The sequence below is a fragment of the Streptomyces sp. NBC_00984 genome, from assembly GCF_045162475.1.
In the GTDB taxonomy this organism is placed as follows: domain Bacteria; phylum Actinomycetota; class Actinomycetes; order Streptomycetales; family Streptomycetaceae; genus Streptomyces.
Window position 1 is genome coordinate 5168568 of record NZ_CP108734.1, and the last position, 17344, is coordinate 5185911.

Annotated in this window: 12 protein-coding genes and 3 rRNA genes; 13 read left to right on the top strand and 2 right to left on the bottom strand. The window is 67.3% G+C overall.

Annotated features, from left to right (window positions below; genetic code table 11):
- Nucleotides 1-36 precede the first annotated feature (36 nt).
- Nucleotides 37-2265: a serine/threonine-protein kinase gene (locus tag OG520_RS23045; protein ID WP_406014431.1), complete on the bottom strand. Its 2229-nt coding sequence runs from the start codon at nt 2263-2265 to the stop codon at nt 37-39.
- Between the two features lie 132 nt (nt 2266-2397).
- On the opposite strand from OG520_RS23045, the gene OG520_RS23050 reads away from it, so the two are divergent.
- The 6 genes from OG520_RS23050 to proC all read left to right on the top strand — a co-directional run bounded on the left by OG520_RS23050 (nt 2398) and on the right by proC (nt 6750).
- Nucleotides 2398-2739: an SH3 domain-containing protein gene (locus OG520_RS23050; RefSeq protein ID WP_406014432.1), complete on the top strand. Its 342-nt coding sequence runs from the start codon at nt 2398-2400 to the stop codon at nt 2737-2739.
- Nucleotides 2740-2806: 67 nt separating this feature from the next.
- Nucleotides 2807-3346: a hypothetical protein gene (locus OG520_RS23055; RefSeq protein WP_406014433.1), complete on the top strand. Its 540-nt coding sequence runs from the start codon at nt 2807-2809 to the stop codon at nt 3344-3346.
- A 77-nt stretch (nt 3347-3423) separates the two neighbouring features.
- Nucleotides 3424-4245 carry a class I SAM-dependent methyltransferase gene (locus tag OG520_RS23060; protein WP_406014434.1) on the top strand — a complete coding sequence of 274 codons (822 nt, stop codon included), beginning with the start codon at nt 3424-3426 and terminating at the stop codon, nt 4243-4245.
- 32 nt (nt 4246-4277) lie between these two features.
- The gene (locus OG520_RS23065; protein WP_399336602.1) at nt 4278-5045 is read left to right on the top strand and encodes an ABC transporter ATP-binding protein; all 768 of its coding nucleotides are present in this window, start codon (nt 4278-4280) and stop codon (nt 5043-5045) included.
- A complete protein-coding gene (locus tag OG520_RS23070; protein WP_406014435.1) occupies nt 5042-5866 on the top strand; it encodes an ABC transporter permease in 825 nt (274 codons plus the stop codon). The genes OG520_RS23065 and OG520_RS23070 overlap by 4 nt, the downstream gene beginning before the upstream one ends.
- A gap of 74 nt (nt 5867-5940) precedes the next feature.
- Nucleotides 5941-6750, top strand: coding sequence for a pyrroline-5-carboxylate reductase (proC, locus tag OG520_RS23075; protein ID WP_406014436.1), 810 nt, complete (start codon nt 5941-5943; stop codon nt 6748-6750).
- Nucleotide 6751: 1 nt separating this feature from the next.
- On the opposite strand, the gene OG520_RS23080 is transcribed toward proC, so the two are convergent.
- A complete protein-coding gene (locus OG520_RS23080; RefSeq protein ID WP_399336606.1) occupies nt 6752-7336 on the bottom strand; it encodes a cysteine hydrolase family protein in 585 nt (194 codons plus the stop codon).
- A 74-nt stretch (nt 7337-7410) separates the two neighbouring features.
- Between OG520_RS23080 and OG520_RS23085 the strand changes: the two genes are divergently transcribed.
- The 7 genes from OG520_RS23085 (at nt 7411) to OG520_RS23115 (ending at nt 17304) form a co-directional block, all read left to right on the top strand.
- Nucleotides 7411-8421, top strand: coding sequence for a GlxA family transcriptional regulator (locus OG520_RS23085; protein ID WP_406014437.1), 1011 nt, complete (start codon nt 7411-7413; stop codon nt 8419-8421).
- 633 nt (nt 8422-9054) lie between these two features.
- Nucleotides 9055-10580 (top strand): 16S ribosomal RNA (locus tag OG520_RS23090).
- Nucleotides 10581-10876: 296 nt separating this feature from the next.
- Nucleotides 10877-14001 (top strand): 23S ribosomal RNA (locus OG520_RS23095).
- A 77-nt stretch (nt 14002-14078) separates the two neighbouring features.
- Nucleotides 14079-14195 (top strand): 5S ribosomal RNA (gene rrf / locus OG520_RS23100).
- Together the 16S, 23S and 5S rRNA genes form the textbook arrangement of a ribosomal RNA operon.
- 72 nt (nt 14196-14267) lie before the next feature.
- Nucleotides 14268-14912 (top strand): HAD family hydrolase, encoded by a 645-nt coding sequence (locus OG520_RS23105; protein ID WP_399328372.1) that lies wholly within the window; start codon nt 14268-14270, stop codon nt 14910-14912.
- A gap of 42 nt (nt 14913-14954) precedes the next feature.
- The gene (locus tag OG520_RS23110) at nt 14955-16163 is read left to right on the top strand and encodes an MFS transporter (RefSeq protein WP_406014438.1); all 1209 of its coding nucleotides are present in this window, start codon (nt 14955-14957) and stop codon (nt 16161-16163) included.
- Nucleotides 16132-17304, top strand: a complete 1173-nt coding sequence (locus tag OG520_RS23115) for an acetoin utilization protein AcuC (protein WP_406014439.1) — start codon at nt 16132-16134, stop codon at nt 17302-17304. Before OG520_RS23110 ends, OG520_RS23115 begins: the two co-directional genes overlap by 32 nt.
- The last annotated feature ends 40 nt before the right edge of the window (nt 17305-17344 follow it).

Genomic DNA, 17344 nt, shown 5'->3' on the forward strand with positions numbered 1-17344 from the left:
GGACGACGCGCTGCCCGACGAGGACCCCGCTCGCGCTCACCAGCGAGCGGGGTCCTGTCCGTCCACGGCGAACACGGACCCGTCGGGCGCGGTCCCGAAGACGGTCCGGCCGGCGGCGACGGGGGCGGGCAGCGCCGAGGAGTACGTGAGCCTTCCGTCCCGCAGCCGTGGGCCCGTCTGCCCCAGCAGCTTCCCGTGCTCGGTGTCCACGGCCAGCAGCCGCCCGTCCGCCGTCGAGAAGTACAGCCGGTTCCCGGGGGCGAGGACGGGCGCGGACGTCCGCCCGGCAGCGGTCTCCAGCTGCCAGCGGACCGTTCTGCCGCCGTCGGCCGGGCGGGTGTCGACGGCGACCAGCGTCCCGCCGTGCGCCAGCAGATAGGCGGTGTCCCCGCCCAGCACGACCTCCGGTTCATTCATCCGGAACGGCAGCGCCATCCGTACGACGCGCCGCGTCCCCGGCTCGTAGCGGACGAGCCCGACGGTCTGGGCGTCCCCGTTCATGGCCGTCAGGACGAGCGCGCCGTCCGAGGTCCCCACCGGGGTCAGCATCCCGTCCAGCCTGCGCTGCCACGCGGTGTGCCCCGTCGCGGCGTCGACGGCCGTGACCAGTGTGGTGGACCCGTAGGCCGAGTGCTCGAACGCGTAGGCCAGACCGGTCCTGTCGTCGTACAGCGCGTAGTCCGGGCGCTGGTGCCCGGCGAGCGGATGCCGCCAGAGGGAGACACCGGTCGCGGAGTCGAGCGCCTCGGTCGTGCCGTCCTCGGCGACCAGCAGCAGCGTGTCACCCGCGTCGAAGGGGGTGCCCAGATACGGGGAGAGGTCCGCGTCCCAGACCTGTTCGCCCTTGGCGGGGTCGTACGCCCGGAGCTTCCCGCCCGGCACCGCGGTGTGCACCAGACCGCCGGAGACCGACACCACGCCGACCGACGGGCTGTCCGCCGCCGGGCGACGGGACCAGAGCACCCGGCCGTCCGCCGGGTCCAGCCGGGTGACACCGACACCGCCCGCCGCGCAGTACAGAGCCGCGGACCGGTCGGACGCCTCCTTCCCGGACTCCCCGGACTCCCCGGAGCCGTCCACCGGGGAACAGACCGGCGTCGCCTTGCCCGCGGTCCGCAACGGCGTCCGCCACGGGGCGAACGCCTCCGCCGAACCCTTCGTCCCGCCCGACCCGTCGGCCCCGCCCGAGCCACCGAGGTCGAACCCCGCGCCGACGGCCCACACCCCGCCGGCCCCCATGACCAGCAGCGCCGCGGAGGCTGCCAGCCACCGCCGCCTGCCGCCGCCGTCCCCGGCCGCCCCCCTGCCCCGCGCCGCCGCGCCCGCGCCCACATGCGTGTCCGCGTCGGCCGCCGCCCCCGCGTCCGCCCCGGTCTCCGGGACGGGGGCCGCGGCGGTGACCGGCCGCCGCTGCGACGGTATGAACGCGGCGGCGTCGTACGAGGGCGGGCGCAGCGTCGTCATGATCTCGTCCGGGGTGGGCCGCCCGTCGGGGTCCTTCGCCAGGCACTGCCCGATCAGCGGAGCCAGGTCCGCCGGCACCCCCGCCAGATCGGCCTCGTCGTGCACCACCTGGTAGGCCACGATGTACGGGCTGTCCGAGTCGAAGGGCCCCCGGCCGGTCGCCGCGTGGACGAGCACGGCCCCCAGGGCGAACACATCGGCGGCGGGCCCGACCTCGCGCGGTCGCTGGAACTGCTCGGGCGCCATGTACGGCGGCGAGCCGATCAGCTTGCCCGTCTCGGTGCGCAGATCGCTGTCGTACGGCCGGGAGATCCCGAAGTCGATGACCTTGGGCCCGGAGTCGGAGAGCAGCACATTGCTCGGCTTGAGGTCGCGGTGGATCACCCCGGCCCGATGGATGTCGCGCAGCGCCTCGGCGAGTCCCGCCGTCAGCCTGCGCAGTTCGGCGGGGGCCATCGGCCCGTTCCGCTTCACCTGGTCGGCGAGCGTGGGACCGGGCACGTACAGGGTGGCCATCCACGGCCGTACGGCATCCGGATCGGCGTCGACGACCGATGCGGTGAAGGCGCCGCTGACCCGCCGGGCCGCCCCGACCTCCTGCCGGAAACGTGCCCTGAACTCGGGGTCCGCCGCGTACTGCTGGTGCACCACCTTGACGGCCAGCTGCAGCCCGGAGGCGGAGCGCGCCAGGTGCACGACTCCCATGCCGCCCGCGCCGAGACGTGCCTCAAGACGGTACTGCCCGGCGTACTCCGGATGCTCCGCTTCCGGAGTGGCTCCGGTACCTCGCAGCGGCGGCATCGCCCACCCCCGTGTGTTCGTCCGCAAGCGCGACGCACGGAGCCTAGTCGATGGTGCGTGCGATCCGGACGGGGCTTGTAGCCTGCGCGTCGTACACCTCGTACACACCATCTCTCGACGGGGGAGGGCCTCATGGCCATGGACGAGCACACCGGCGGCACGGCCGCCGCAGCCGATGTCACCGACGTCACCGAGGACGTGGAGACGCTCGCCGGGAACGACGACGTCACCAGGTATCCGATCGCGCCCGGCTACCGCGTCAACGTCCGCACGGGACCGGGCACCAAGTACGGGATCGTCAGGACCCTCCCGTACGGGATGAAGGTGCCGGTCTACTGCCAGAAGCCGGGGGAGCGGGTCACCGGCCCGTACGGCACCTCGAACCTCTGGGACAACATCGCCAACGGCCAGTTCGTGGCGGACGCCTACGTCCACACGGGCAGCGACGGCTACATCGCGCCGCACTGCGACTGACCGGGACGGCGGCCGGGATCGCGACCGGCGCGTCCGGGACCCCGGCCGCCCGGGGATAATCGACTTCGTGAGCGAGAACAGCGAAGCCCCCGTCGCCGGCGCCACGCCCGGCTCCACCACGCCCGGCCCGCAGCCCGAGCCCCTGCGCTTCTTCGGTACGACCTGGGTCGACCACAGCGGGGGCTACGGGCTGCGCCGCGCCGGCGCCGCGGTCGGCTCCCTGGCCGCCTCGGTCGCCGCCTGTTTCGTGCTCCGCTTCGCCTACCAGGGACTGCAGATCGCCGATGTCGGCGGCTTCGTCGGCATTCTGGTCGTCCTGATGTTCGCGATCTGCAGCGCCATCGCCTTCCGCAAGACCTGGGAAGGGTTCAGCCGCCGCCCCGCCGACCCGGCGCGCGAGGCCAATCTGCGCGGTCTCAAGACGATCGGCTTCGTCGGCTCGCTGATCGCGTACTTCCTCCGCACGTTCCGGGAGGCGCCGGGCGAGCGACTGCACCGCACGGAGTACGAGACGGCCCTGGCCCGCTACGAGAAGCGCCGCTCGGCCCGCACCGGGAACCCGGCGGCCCGCAGGACCGGCAAGGGCAAGCGCCCCAAGCGCAAGTAGGCGGCCCCGGGCGGAAGCCATGTGCGCACAGGGCGAAACCACCGGCGCGGGCCCGGCGCACGCGCCACGATGAACCCATGCTTCCCGCCGATCCCGACGCCCCCGCCTCCTCGCCCGCACCCCTGACCCCCGCCACCCCGTCCCGGGCGCTCTCCTTCGACGGCGCGGCCGCCCAGTACGCCGCGGCCCGCCCCGGCTACCCGCCCGCACTCTTCGACGCCGTCGAGGAACTGGCCCGCCGCCCGCTGCGCGGCGCCCGGGTCGTCGACGTCGGCGCCGGCACGGGCATCTCCACCCGGCTCCTCCACGAGCGGGGCGCCCGGGTCACCGCCGTCGAACCGGGCGCCGGCATGGCGGAGGAACTCCACCGCTCGCTCCCGCACCTGCCCGTCGTGCGCGGCGACGGCAACCACCTCCCCCTCGCCACCGCATCGGCCGACCTGATCACGTACGCCCAGTCCTGGCACTGGACGGACCCGGCCCTCGCCGCCCCCGAGGCGCTGCGGGACCTTCGCCCCGGAGGTGCCCTCGTCCTCTGGTGGAACGTCTCGGACCACTCCGTCCCCTGGATCGCCGAGCAGGACGCCCGCCTCCGCCGCTTCTTCGACACCGGCGACTCCGCCCACGGCTCGCCCGTCCGCCCCCGCGACCTGACGTCCGGGCTCCACTTCGCGCACCGCCGGGTGCCCTGGAGCCGACGGGTGTCCCTCGACACCCACCTCGCCAACCTCGGCACCCACTCCGCCTTCCTCGTCCTGGGCGCGGAACCGGCGCGAGGCTTCCTCGCGGAGGAGCGCGACCGGCTCGCGGAGCTCTTCCCGGACGGCACGGTCGAGGAGCGCTACGTGGTCGACCTGGGCGTGGCGATCAGCCCCGGCCCACCCTCGCACGCCCCTTGACGGGCGGACACCCCGGGATAAAAATTCACCACATGATGAATTCCCCGGGTGTCGCCGTCGAGGCCCGTGGCCTCACGGTCGTACGAGGCGACCGCACCGTCCTGCGAGGCCTCGACTTCACCGTCGAACCCGGCAGGATCACCGGCCTCCTGGGCCCCTCCGGCTGCGGCAAATCCACCCTGATGCGTGCCGTCGTCGGCACCCAGGCCAAGGTCACCGGCACCCTCGACGTGCTCGGCAGCCCCGCGGGCCACCCCACCCTCCGCCCGCGCATCGGGTACGTCACCCAGGCCCCGTCCGTCTACACCGACCTGACCGTCCGGCAGAACCTCGACTACTTCGCGGCGATCCTCCGGCCGGGCCGCCGACAGCGGGACGCCCGCCGGGCCGCCGTCGCCCGCGCCATCACCGAGGTCGACCTGACCGGCCACGCCGACGACCTCGCGGGCACCCTCTCCGGCGGCGAGCTCGCCCGCGCCTCCCTCGCCGTGGCCCTGCTCGGCACCCCGGAACTCCTGGTCCTCGACGAACCCACCGTGGGCCTGGACCCCGTGCTCCGCCGCGACCTGTGGAACCTCTTCCACCGCCTCGCCGCCGACCACGGCACCACGCTTCTCGTCTCCTCCCACGTCATGGACGAGGCCGAGCGCTGCCACCGCCTGCTCCTCATGCGCGAGGGCGAGATCCTCGCCGACGGCACCCCCGAGGCGCTGCGCGCCGACGCCCGCGCGGACACCGTCGAAGAGGCCTTCCTCCACCTGGTCGACCAGGCCGCCACCCACCGGGAGCCCTCCCGATGAGCACGCACCCGCCCCCGCCGCCCGCGCCCCGGAACCGCCCCCGCCCGGCCGCACCACCCCCGAGAGGCTGTCGGGTGACCTCGGACCGGGCGGCCCGCACCCTCGCCACCGCCGCCCGGGTGCTGCGCCAGCTGAGCCACGACGCCCGCACCGTCGCACTGCTGCTCCTCATCCCGGTCGTGCTGATCACGCTGCTCCGGTACGTGTTCGACGGCAGCCCCCGCGTCTTCGACACCATCGGCGCCTCGCTCCTCGGCATCTTCCCGCTGATCACGATGTTCCTGGTGACCTCGATCGCCACCCTGCGCGAACGCACCTCGGGCACCCTCGAACGCCTCCTCGCGATGCCGCTCGGCAAGGGCGACCTGATCGCCGGCTACGCCCTCGCGTTCGGCGCCGTGGCGATCGTCCAGTCCCTCCTGGCCACCGCGCTCTCCGTCTGGGCGCTGGGCCTGGACGTCACCGGCTCCCCGTGGCTGCTGCTCCTGGTCGCCCTGCTCGACGCCCTGCTCGGCACAGCACTGGGCCTGTTCGTCTCCGCCTTCGCAGCGTCCGAGTTCCAGGCCGTCCAGTTCATGCCCGCCGTGATCTTCCCGCAGATCCTGCTCTGCGGACTGTTCACCGCCCGCGACCGGATGGCACCCGTCCTCGAAGCGATCTCGAACGCCCTGCCCATGTCGTACGCCGTCGACGGCATGAACGAGGTCCTCCGCCACACCGACATCACCGGCGACTTCGTGCGCGACGTCCTGATTGTGGCGGGCTGCGCCCTCCTCGTCCTCGCCCTCGGCGCCGCCACGCTCCGCCGCCGCACCGCCTGACGGGCCGGTGCGAGGATGGCGGACACGAGCACCGAGCACCGAGAACCGTCAGCACCGCCCGGAGGGTGAACCACATGACCCAGACAGTCGCAGTCCTCGGCACCGGCAAGATCGGCGAGGCCCTGCTCAGCGGCATGATCCGGGCGGGCTGGCGCCCGGCGAACCTGCTGGTCACCACCCGCCGCTCCGAGCGCGCCGACGAACTCCACAACCGCTACGGCGTCGATTCCGTCAGCAACGCCGAAGCCGCCAAGCGCGCCGACATCCTCATCCTCGCGGTCAAGCCCCAGGACATGGGCCGGCTCCTCGACGAACTCGCCGAGCACGTCACCCCCGACCGCCTGGTCATCAGCGCGGCCGCGGGCATCACGACCTCCTTCATCGAGGACCGCCTCGCCGCGAACACCCCGGTCGTACGTGTCATGCCGAACACCCCCGTCCTCGTCGACGAGGGCATGTCCGTCATCTCGGCGGGCAGCCACGCCACCACCGACCACCTCGCCGCCGCGGAGGCGATCTTCGGCGGCGTCGGCAAGACCCTCCGCGTCCCCGAGTCCCAGCAGGACGCGGCAACCGCCCTGTCCGGATCGGGCCCCGCGTACTTCTACTTCCTCGTCGAGGCGATGACCGACGCCGGCATCCTCCTCGGCCTGCCCCGCGCCCAGGCCCACGAGCTGATCGTCCAGGCCGCCATCGGCGCCGCCGTGATGCTCCGCGACAGCGGCGAACACCCCGTCAAGCTGCGCGAAGCCGTCACCAGCCCGGCCGGCACGACCATCAGCGCCATCCGCGAGCTGGAGAACCACGGCGTACGAGCCGCCCTCATCGCCGCCCTCGAAGCCGCCCGCGACCGCAGCCGCGAACTGGCCTCCGGCAACGGCTGACCTACTCCGCGGCAGCGATCAGCTCCGCACTGCGCACCACCTTCGCGAACCCACCGCCGTGCAACGACACGGCGGTGGCCCGCGCCAGCTCGTCCGCGCCCAGCGTCCACCCCCACGGCCCGGCCAGGTCGAAGGTGTGCGTGGCATCGAGTGCGAAGAACACCTCGTACCCGAGGTTCCCGCCCATCCGCGCCGTCGTCTCCGCGCACATATTGGTCTGGATCCCGGCCACCACGAACTGCCGGATCCCGCTCCGGTCCAGCCACGCCGCGAGGTCCGGCGTCCCGTAGAAGGCGGAGTTCACGCTCTTCGTCAGCAACAGCTCGGGCCCACCGCCCTTCCCGCGCCGCTCCTCCACATACCCCTTGAAGTCGTTCCCCGGCTGCCCCACCCGCAAGGGCGAATCAGGCGTGAGCGAGTCATGCCGTACGAACACCACGGGGCGCCCGCCCGCCTGCCAGGCATCGATCAGCCCCGCGATGTTCCGATCGGCCGCGGGGTTGTTCCGCGGCCCCCAGTACGCCTCCTCCTCGAAGCCCTCCTGCACGTCCACCACGATCAGCGCTGCGTTCTCTGCGATCTCCATGCGAACGATCCTGCCGTCCGGCGACCCCACGCCCCAGAGGTCAGAAAGTCATCGATCGATGCTTTACTGCCACCATGGCGACCTCCCCCGAGCCCACCCGCATCGCGCTCGTCGCCTTCCCCGGCATCCGTGCCTTCGATGTCTCGGTCATCACGGAGGTCTGGGGCGTCGACCGCACCGACCGCGGCGTCCCGCCCTTCGACCTGCGCCGCACCGCCGCGGAACCGAGCCCCATCGCCCTGCGCGGCGGCCTCTCCCTCACCCCCGACCGCACCCTCGCCTGGCTCGCCCGCGCCGACCTGATCGTCGTCCCCGGCCTCGACGACCACCTGACACCGGCCCCCGCCCCGGTCCTCGAAGCCCTCCGCCGCGCCCACGCCCGAGCCACCCCGATCGCGTCCCTGTGCGGCGGAGCCTTCACGCTCGCCCAGGCCGGCCTCCTGGACGGCCGCCGAGCAGTCACCCACTGGAACCTCACCGACCTCCTGAGCACCCGCCACCCCCAGGTGAAGGTCACCCAGGACGCCCTCTTCCTCCACGAGGACAACATCTGGACGTCGGCGGGCACCGCGGCCGGCATCGACCTCTGCCTCCACCTCGTCCGCGCGACCCACGGAGCCGAGACGGCGGCGACGATCGCCCGCTCGATGGTCACGGCCCCGTTCCGCACCGGCACCCAGGCCCAGTTCATCGAGCACCCCACCCCCCGCGCCGACCGCGACGCGGACACCCTCGCCGCGGTACGGGCCTTCGCCCTGGCCCATCTGGCCGAACCCCACACGGTCGCCGACCTCGCCGCCCGCGCCGGAATGTCCCCCCGCTCCTTCGCCCGCCACTTCCGGGCCTCCACCGGCACGACCCCGCTGCGCTGGCTGATCACCCAACGCATCGCCGCAGCCCAGAAGCTCCTGGAACGCACCGACCTCCCCCTCCCCGAGGTGGCCCGCCGCACCGGCTTCGGCAGCGAGATCACCATGCGCCAGCACTTCGCCACCCACCTCTCCACCAGCCCCCGCGACTACCGCCTGGCCTTCCAGCAGGACCCGACCCGGCCCGAGGTTGACACGGCCTGCCCGGATCCGTAATGTGCTCCGAGTTGTCCGACGTGAGTGCCGACTCCGGTCGGTCCCCGGACAGCCATTCCGCAGTGACCACATCTAGTCAGCGACATCTGTCGCCGGACTTTCTGTGCGTATTTGCGAAATGAGGAATCCGCGTTCGAAGGAGCGCGACCCCGATTAGCGTCGGGGCCCAGGATTCCGCTAAAGTCTCACTCGTCGGAACGGCCCAACAGCTGGGAAGACAAACCCCGCTGACTGGGAATCAGGCCCGAAAGGATCTGATAGAGTCGGACTCGCCGGAAAGGGAAGCGCGAAAGCGAAGAACTGGAAAGCGAAACCCGCTTCGACCGGGAATCGGACACGAAAGAGTCTGATAGAGTCGGAAACGCAAGACCGAAGGGAAAAGCCCGGAGGAAAGCCCGAGAGGGTGAGTACAAAGGAAGCGTCCGTTCCTTGAGAACTCAACAGCGTGCCAAAAGTCAACGCCAGATATGTTGATACCCCGGCCTGCTTCGGCAGGTTGGAGGTTCCTTTGAAAGTCCCGCGGGGTCACTGACCCGGTGGGCAATTTACACAGCGAGGACGCTGTGAACGACCGGTCTTATTCCGTCCGGTCGTTCCGCTCTCGTGTTGTGTTGTCCCGATCACGGGAAAACATTCACGGAGAGTTTGATCCTGGCTCAGGACGAACGCTGGCGGCGTGCTTAACACATGCAAGTCGAACGATGAAGCCCTTCGGGGTGGATTAGTGGCGAACGGGTGAGTAACACGTGGGCAATCTGCCCTTCACTCTGGGACAAGCCCTGGAAACGGGGTCTAATACCGGATAACACTCTGTCCCGCATGGGACGGGGTTGAAAGCTCCGGCGGTGAAGGATGAGCCCGCGGCCTATCAGCTTGTTGGTGGGGTGATGGCCTACCAAGGCGACGACGGGTAGCCGGCCTGAGAGGGCGACCGGCCACACTGGGACTGAGACACGGCCCAGACTCCTACGGGAGGCAGCAGTGGGGAATATTGCACAATGGGCGAAAGCCTGATGCAGCGACGCCGCGTGAGGGATGACGGCCTTCGGGTTGTAAACCTCTTTCAGCAGGGAAGAAGCGAGAGTGACGGTACCTGCAGAAGAAGCGCCGGCTAACTACGTGCCAGCAGCCGCGGTAATACGTAGGGCGCAAGCGTTGTCCGGAATTATTGGGCGTAAAGAGCTCGTAGGCGGCTTGTTGCGTCGGTTGTGAAAGCCCGGGGCTTAACCCCGGGTCTGCAGTCGATACGGGCAGGCTAGAGTGTGGTAGGGGAGATCGGAATTCCTGGTGTAGCGGTGAAATGCGCAGATATCAGGAGGAACACCGGTGGCGAAGGCGGATCTCTGGGCCATTACTGACGCTGAGGAGCGAAAGCGTGGGGAGCGAACAGGATTAGATACCCTGGTAGTCCACGCCGTAAACGTTGGGAACTAGGTGTTGGCGACATTCCACGTCGTCGGTGCCGCAGCTAACGCATTAAGTTCCCCGCCTGGGGAGTACGGCCGCAAGGCTAAAACTCAAAGGAATTGACGGGGGCCCGCACAAGCAGCGGAGCATGTGGCTTAATTCGACGCAACGCGAAGAACCTTACCAAGGCTTGACATACACCGGAAAGCATCAGAGATGGTGCCCCCCTTGTGGTCGGTGTACAGGTGGTGCATGGCTGTCGTCAGCTCGTGTCGTGAGATGTTGGGTTAAGTCCCGCAACGAGCGCAACCCTTGTTCTGTGTTGCCAGCATGCCCTTCGGGGTGATGGGGACTCACAGGAGACTGCCGGGGTCAACTCGGAGGAAGGTGGGGACGACGTCAAGTCATCATGCCCCTTATGTCTTGGGCTGCACACGTGCTACAATGGCCGGTACAATGAGCTGCGATGCCGCGAGGCGGAGCGAATCTCAAAAAGCCGGTCTCAGTTCGGATTGGGGTCTGCAACTCGACCCCATGAAGTCGGAGTTGCTAGTAATCGCAGATCAGCATTGCTGCGGTGAATACGTTCCCGGGCCTTGTACACACCGCCCGTCACGTCACGAAAGTCGGTAACACCCGAAGCCGGTGGCCCAACCCCTTGTGGGAGGGAGCTGTCGAAGGTGGGACTGGCGATTGGGACGAAGTCGTAACAAGGTAGCCGTACCGGAAGGTGCGGCTGGATCACCTCCTTTCTAAGGAGCATCTAGATTCCGCAAGGAGTCCAGAGGCCATTACGTCGGCAAATGTTCGACGGTGGTTGCTCATGGGTGGAACGTTGACTATTCGGCACGACAGGTTGTTTTTCACTAGTACTGCTTCGGCGTGGAACGTGGGGGATGGCAGGTCGGGTCGGGCACGTTGTTGGGTATCTGAGGGTACGGCCGTATGGTCGCCTTCAGTTGCCGGCCCCAGTGAACCTGTTCTTCGGAGCGGGGTGATGGGTGGCTGGTCGTTGTTTGAGAACTGCACAGTGGACGCGAGCATCTGTGGCCAAGTTTTTAAGGGCGCACGGTGGATGCCTTGGCACCAGGAACCGATGAAGGACGTGGGAGGCCACGATAGGCCCCGGGGAGCTGTCAACCGAGCTTTGATCCGGGGGTGTCCGAATGGGGAAACCCGGCAGTCGTCATGGGCTGTCACCCGCTGCTGAACACATAGGCAGTGTGGAGGGAACGAGGGGAAGTGAAACATCTCAGTACCCTCAGGAAGAGAAAACAACCGTGATTCCGGGAGTAGTGGCGAGCGAAACCGGATGAGGCCAAACCGTATGTGTGTGATACCCGGCAGGGGTTGCGCATGCGGGGTTGTGGGATCTCTCTTTTGCGGTCTGCCGGCCGTGAGACGAGTCAGAAACCGTTGATGTAGGCGAAGGACATGCGAAAGGTCCGGCGTAGAGGGTAAGACCCCCGTAGCTGAAACATTGACGGCTCGTTTGAGAGACACCCAAGTAGCACGGGGCCCGAGAAATCCCGTGTGAATCTGGCGGGACCACCCGCTAAGCCTAAATATTCCCTGGTGACCGATAGCGGATAGTACCGTGAGGGAATGGTGAAAAGTACCGCGGGAGCGGAGTGAAATAGTACCTGAAACCGTGTGCCTACAAGCCGTGGGAGCGTCGCTGTGTGTGCTTGCACATGCAGTCGTGACTGCGTGCCTTTTGAAGAATGAGCCTGCGAGTTTGCGGTGTGTTGCGAGGTTAACCCGTGTGGGGAAGCCGTAGCGAAAGCGAGTCCGAATAGGGCGTTTCAGTAGCACGCTCAAGACCCGAAGCGGAGTGATCTAGCCATGGGCAGGTTGAAGCGGAGGTAAGACTTCGTGGAGGACCGAACCCACCAGGGTTGAAAACCTGGGGGATGACCTGTGGTTAGGGGTGAAAGGCCAATCAAACTCCGTGATAGCTGGTTCTCCCCGAAATGCATTTAGGTGCAGCGTCGTGTGTTTCTTGCCGGAGGTAGAGCACTGGATAGGCGATGGGCCCTACCGGGTTACTGACCTTAGCCAAACTCCGAATGCCGGTAAGTGAGAGCACGGCAGTGAGACTGTGGGGGATAAGCTCCATGGTCGAGAGGGAAACAGCCCAGAGCATCGACTAAGGCCCCTAAGCGTACGCTAAGTGGGAAAGGATGTGGAGTCGCAGAGACAACCAGGAGGTTGGCTTAGAAGCAGCCACCCTTGAAAGAGTGCGTAATAGCTCACTGGTCAAGTGATTCCGCGCCGACAATGTAGCGGGGCTCAAGCGTACCGCCGAAGTCGTGTCATTCACACATGAAGGGCCAACGCCTGTGTGGATGGGTAGGGGAGCGTCGTGTGCCGGGTGAAGCAGCCGCGGAAGCGAGTTGTGGACGGTTCACGAGTGAGAATGCAGGCATGAGTAGCGATACACACGTGAGAAACGTGTGCGCCGATTGACTAAGGGTTCCTGGGTCAAGCTGATCTGCCCAGGGTAAGTCGGGACCTAAGGCGAGGCCGACAGGCGTAGTCGATGGACAACCGGTTGATATTCCGGTACCCGCTTTGAAACGCCCAATACTGAATCAGGCGATGCTAAGTCCGTGAAGCCGGCCCGATCTCTTCGGAGTTGAGGGTAGTGGTGGAGCCGATGAACCAGACTTGTAGTAGGTAAGCGATGGGGTGACGCAGGAAGGTAGTCCAGCCCGGGCGGTGGTTGTCCCGGGGTAAGGGTGTAGGACGCACGGTAGGCAAATCCGTCGTGCATATAGTCTGAGACCTGATGCCGAGCCGATTGTGGTGAAGTGGATGATCCTATGCTGTCGAGAAAAGCCTCTAGCGAGTTTCATGGCGGCCCGTACCCTAAACCGACTCAGGTGGTCAGGTAGAGAATACCGAGGCGTTCGGGTGAACTATGGTTAAGGAACTCGGCAAAATGCCCCCGTAACTTCGGGAGAAGGGGGGCCATCACTGGTGAGTGGATTTACTCCATGAGCTGGGGGTGGCCGCAGAGACCAGCGAGAAGCGACTGTTTACTAAAAACACAGGTCCGTGCGAAGCCGTAAGGCGATGTATACGGACTGACGCCTGCCCGGTGCTGGAACGTTAAGGGGACCGGTTAGCTGACTTTCGGGTCGGCGAAGCTGAGAACTTAAGCGCCAGTAAACGGCGGTGGTAACTATAACCATCCTAAGGTAGCGAAATTCCTTGTCGGGTAAGTTCCGACCTGCACGAATGGCGTAACGACTTCTCGACTGTCTCAACCATAGGCCCGGTGAAATTGCACTACGAGTAAAGATGCTCGTTTCGCGCAGCAGGACGGAAAGACCCCGGGACCTTTACTACAGTTTGATATTGGTGTTCGGTTCGGCTTGTGTAGGATAGGTGGGAGACTTTGAAGCGGCCACGCCAGTGGTTGTGGAGTCGTCGTTGAAATACCACTCTGGTCGTGCTGGATGTCTAACCTGGGTCCGTGATCCGGATCAGGGACAGTGTCTGATGGGTAGTTTAACTGGGGCGGTTGCCTCCTAAAGAGTAACGGAGGCGCCCAAAGGTTCCCTCAGCCTGGTTGGCAATCAGGTGTTGAGTGTAAGTGCACAAGGGAGCTTGACTGTGAGACCGACGGGTCGAGCAGGGACGAAAGTCGGGACTAGTGATCCGGCAGTGGCTTGTGGAAGCGCTGTCGCTCAACGGATAAAAGGTACCCCGGGGATAACAGGCTGATCTTCCCCAAGAGTCCATATCGACGGGATGGTTTGGCACCTCGATGTCGGCTCGTCGCATCCTGGGGCTGGAGTCGGTCCCAAGGGTTGGGCTGTTCGCCCATTAAAGCGGTACGCGAGCTGGGTTTAGAACGTCGTGAGACAGTTCGGTCCCTATCCGCTGTGCGCGTAGGAATATTGAGAAGGGCTGTCCCTAGTACGAGAGGACCGGGACGGACGAACCTCTGGTGTGCCAGTTGTTCTGCCAAGGGCATGGCTGGTTGGCTACGTTCGGAAAGGATAACCGCTGAAAGCATCTAAGCGGGAAGCCTGCTTCGAGATGAGTATTCCCACCCTCTTGAAGGGTTAAGGCTCCCAGTAGACGACTGGGTTGATAGGCCAGATGTGGAAGCCCGGTAACGGGTGGAGCTGACTGGTACTAATAGGCCGAGGGCTTGTCCTCAGTTGCTCGCGTCCACTGTGTTAGTTCTGAAATAACGAACGGCCGTGTTTTTCCGGTGTTGGTTAATTTCATAGTGTTTCGGTGGTCATTGCGTTAGGGAAACGCCCGGTTACATTCCGAACCCGGAAGCTAAGCCTTTCAGCGCCGATGGTACTGCAGGGGGGACCCTGTGGGAGAGTAGGACGCCGCCGAACTCCTTTTACGGGAAAGCCCCGTGCCCTTGTGGCACGGGGCTTTTCTGCGTTCGGAGCGTCTAGGCTCGAACCATGCGCTACGAACTGGTCATCTTCGACAACGACGGTGTGCTCGTGGACAGCGAGCCGATCTCCAACACCATCCTGGCCGAGTACCTCACGGAGCTCGGTCACCCCACCTCGTACCAGGAGAGTCTTCGGGACTACATGGGCGCTGCCGTGCACCGGGTGCACGATCTCGTCGAGGAAAGGACCGGGGAGAAGCTGCCCTCGGACTTCGACGCGACGCTGCACTCGCGGATCTTCGCCGCGTTCGAGCAGGAGCTGGAACCGGTGGCGGGGGTCGAGGACGTGCTGGGGAAGCTCGTCGCCGACGGGGTTCCGTACTGTGTCGCGTCCTCCGGCAGCCATGAACGGATCCGGGTCGGGCATCGCAAGACCGGGCTCGACCAGTGGTTCGAGGAGGAGTGGATCTTCAGCGCGGAGGACGTGGCGCAGGGAAAGCCGGCGCCGGATCTGTTCCTGCTCGCCGCCGAGCGGATGGGGGTTCCTCCCGAGCGGTGCGTCGTCATCGAGGACAGCCCGCTCGGCGTGGAGGCGGCCAGGGCCGCGGGGATGGATGTGTACGGGTTTACGTCGATGATGCCGGCGGACCGGCTCCCCGGGGTGAACGGGCACTTCTCCGACATGGGCCAACTCCGGGAATTGCTCGCCTGATCCATCTACCCACGGGTAGAGACTGGCCTTACGCTCGCGGCCATGACAGATGCTCGTTTGCGGCACGGCAGGGCCTCCCTCGCGCTGAGTTTCTTCGTGCAGGGAGTCACCTTCGCGCTGCTGGTGACGCGGATTCCCGCCATTCAGGACCGGTACGGGATATCCGACGGGCTGTTGCCCGTCTTCCTGGCCGCGGTGCCCGTCCTGGCCGGGGTGGGCAGTGTGGGCACCGAGAAGGTGGTTGCGCGGGTGCGGCCCAGGGTCGTGCTGCGATGGGCCCAGCCCGTCGTGCTGCTCGCGCTGCTCGGTGCCGGGGCCGGGAACGCGCTGTGGGAGGCGGCTCTGGCGCTGGGCGTGTTCGGGCTGTCCGTAGGCGCGCTCGACGCCTCCATGAACATGATGGGGGTCAGCCTCCAGCGGGCGTACGGGCGTTCCATCATGCTCGGGTTCCACGCCGCGTACAGCCTGGGCGGGATCGCCGGGGCGTCCATGGCATGGGCCGGGGCGCACTGGGACCTTTCGCTGCTGGTCTCCTACCTGCCGGCGGTCGTCGTGCTGCTGCCCGTCGCGTTCATCGGGAGCCGGTGGTACGCCGAGGGCGCGGCGGCGGAGGCGGACCCGAGGGAGACGCAGGGCAAGGGGGCGGCGGCCTCGGTCTCCTTCAAGTTGCTGATGCCGCTCTGTCTGGTGATGAGCTTCGCGTACATCGGGGACTCGACGGTCTCCAACTGGAGCGCCAAGTATCTGCAGGACGTGCTGGGGAGCTCGGAGCAGCTGTCGACCGTTCCGTACAACGTCTACATGGTGACGACGCTGCTGGGGCGGGCCGTCGGAGACTTCGGGGTGCGGCGGTTCGGGGCGGTGGCCGTGGTGCGGTCCGGGAGTGTGCTGGCCGCTGCCGGGTTCGGGGTGGTGGCGCTGGCCGGTGGGGCGTGGACCGGGATGCTCGGGTTCACCATGCTCGGGCTCGGGCTCTGTGTGATCGTGCCGCAGACGTTCGCCGCTGCCGGGCGGATGTTCCCCGGGGCGAGCGATACGGCCGTCGCGCGGCTGAACGTCTTCAACTACGTGGGATTCCTGGTGGGATCACCGCTGGTGGGGGCGCTCGGGGACGCCTGGAGCTATCGGGGGGCGATGCTCGTACCGATGGTGCTGGTGCTCGCGACGCTGGTGTACGCCAAGTCGTTCGGCGCGGAGTCCGCCCGATACGGTGGCGGGCATGAGCGGCCGCGCACAGTTGATGTGGGATGACGCAGTAACGGGATACGACTTCGGGGAAAGTCATCCGATGGACCCCGTCAGACTCGCCCTGACGATGGGGCTGGTCCGGGCGTTCGGGCTCGACGGCGCGGTGGATGTGGTGGCCGCCAAGCCCGCCGGGGAGTCCACGCTGCGGCTGGTGCACCGCGAGGACTACGTGGCCGCGGTGCGTGCGGCGTCGGCGGATCCGAAGCGGGCCGATCAGCGCTACGGGCTCGGGACGGTGGACGATCCGGCGTTCGTGGGGATGCACGAGGTGTCGGCGCTGATCGCCGGGCAGTCGGTGGCGGCGGCCGAGGCGGTGTGGCGCGGGGACACCTCGCACGCCGTGAACTTCACGGGTGGGCTGCACCATGCCATGCCAGGCGGTGCGGCGGGGTTCTGCATCTACAACGACCCGGCGCTCGCCATCGCGCGGATGCTGGAGCTGGGTGCCGAGCGGGTCGCGTACATCGATGTGGACGTGCACCACGGTGACGGGGTGCAGGCGGCGTTCTGGGAGGACCCGCGGGTCCTGACCGTCTCGCTGCACGAGCACCCGCGGACGCTCTTCCCGCAGACCGGTTGGCCGGAGGAGACCGGCTCCGGGGCGGGTGAGGGCAGTGCGGTGAATGTGGCGCTGCCGGCCGGTACGGGGGACGCGGGGTGGCTGCGGGCGTTCCACGCGGTGGTGCCGGAGCTGCTGGCGGACTTCCGGCCGCAGGTGCTGGTGAGCCAGCACGGGGCCGATACGCATTTCGAGGATCCGCTCGCCCATTTCGCGGTGTCGCTGGACGCGCAGCGTGCGGTGATGTCGGCCTGTCACGACCTCGCCCATGAGCACGTGGAGGGCGGGCGCTGGGTGGCCCTCGGCGGGGGCGGTTACGCGGTGGTCGATGTGGTGCCGCGGTCCTGGACGCATCTGGTGGGGATCGCCGCGCATGCTCCGGTGGACCCGGAGTCGGTGATTCCGTCGTCGTGGCGGGACGAGGTCTATGCCCGGACCCGGCAGTTGGGGCCGGCCCGGATGACGGACGGGCGTACTCCTTCCTGGAAGTCGTGGGAGGAGGGGTACGACCCCGCGGACCGGCTGGACCAGGCGGTGCTGGCGACGCGGCGGGCGGTGTTTCCGTTGCGGGGTCTGCTGACCTGATCCGGGCGGGGGTGGTCGTGGCGCGGACGTTTCCGTGCGG

Bases quoted from the DNA above. Each gene is read 5' to 3' on its own strand.
- OG520_RS23045 (WP_406014431.1), bottom strand. From the start codon at position 2,265: ATGCCGCCGCTGCGAGGTACCGGAGCCACTCCGGAAGCGGAGCATCCG.
- OG520_RS23050 (WP_406014432.1), top strand. From the start codon at position 2,398: ATGGCCATGGACGAGCACACCGGCGGCACGGCCGCCGCAGCCGATGTC.
- OG520_RS23060 (WP_406014434.1), top strand. From the start codon at position 3,424: ATGCTTCCCGCCGATCCCGACGCCCCCGCCTCCTCGCCCGCACCCCTG.
- OG520_RS23065 (WP_399336602.1), top strand. From the start codon at position 4,278: ATGATGAATTCCCCGGGTGTCGCCGTCGAGGCCCGTGGCCTCACGGTC.
- OG520_RS23070 (WP_406014435.1), top strand. From the start codon at position 5,042: ATGAGCACGCACCCGCCCCCGCCGCCCGCGCCCCGGAACCGCCCCCGC.
- proC (WP_406014436.1), top strand. From the start codon at position 5,941: ATGACCCAGACAGTCGCAGTCCTCGGCACCGGCAAGATCGGCGAGGCC.
- OG520_RS23080 (WP_399336606.1), bottom strand. From the start codon at position 7,336: ATGGAGATCGCAGAGAACGCAGCGCTGATCGTGGTGGACGTGCAGGAG.
- OG520_RS23085 (WP_406014437.1), top strand. From the start codon at position 7,411: ATGGCGACCTCCCCCGAGCCCACCCGCATCGCGCTCGTCGCCTTCCCC.
- OG520_RS23105 (WP_399328372.1), top strand. From the start codon at position 14,268: ATGCGCTACGAACTGGTCATCTTCGACAACGACGGTGTGCTCGTGGAC.
- OG520_RS23110 (WP_406014438.1), top strand. From the start codon at position 14,955: ATGACAGATGCTCGTTTGCGGCACGGCAGGGCCTCCCTCGCGCTGAGT.
- OG520_RS23115 (WP_406014439.1), top strand. From the start codon at position 16,132: ATGAGCGGCCGCGCACAGTTGATGTGGGATGACGCAGTAACGGGATAC.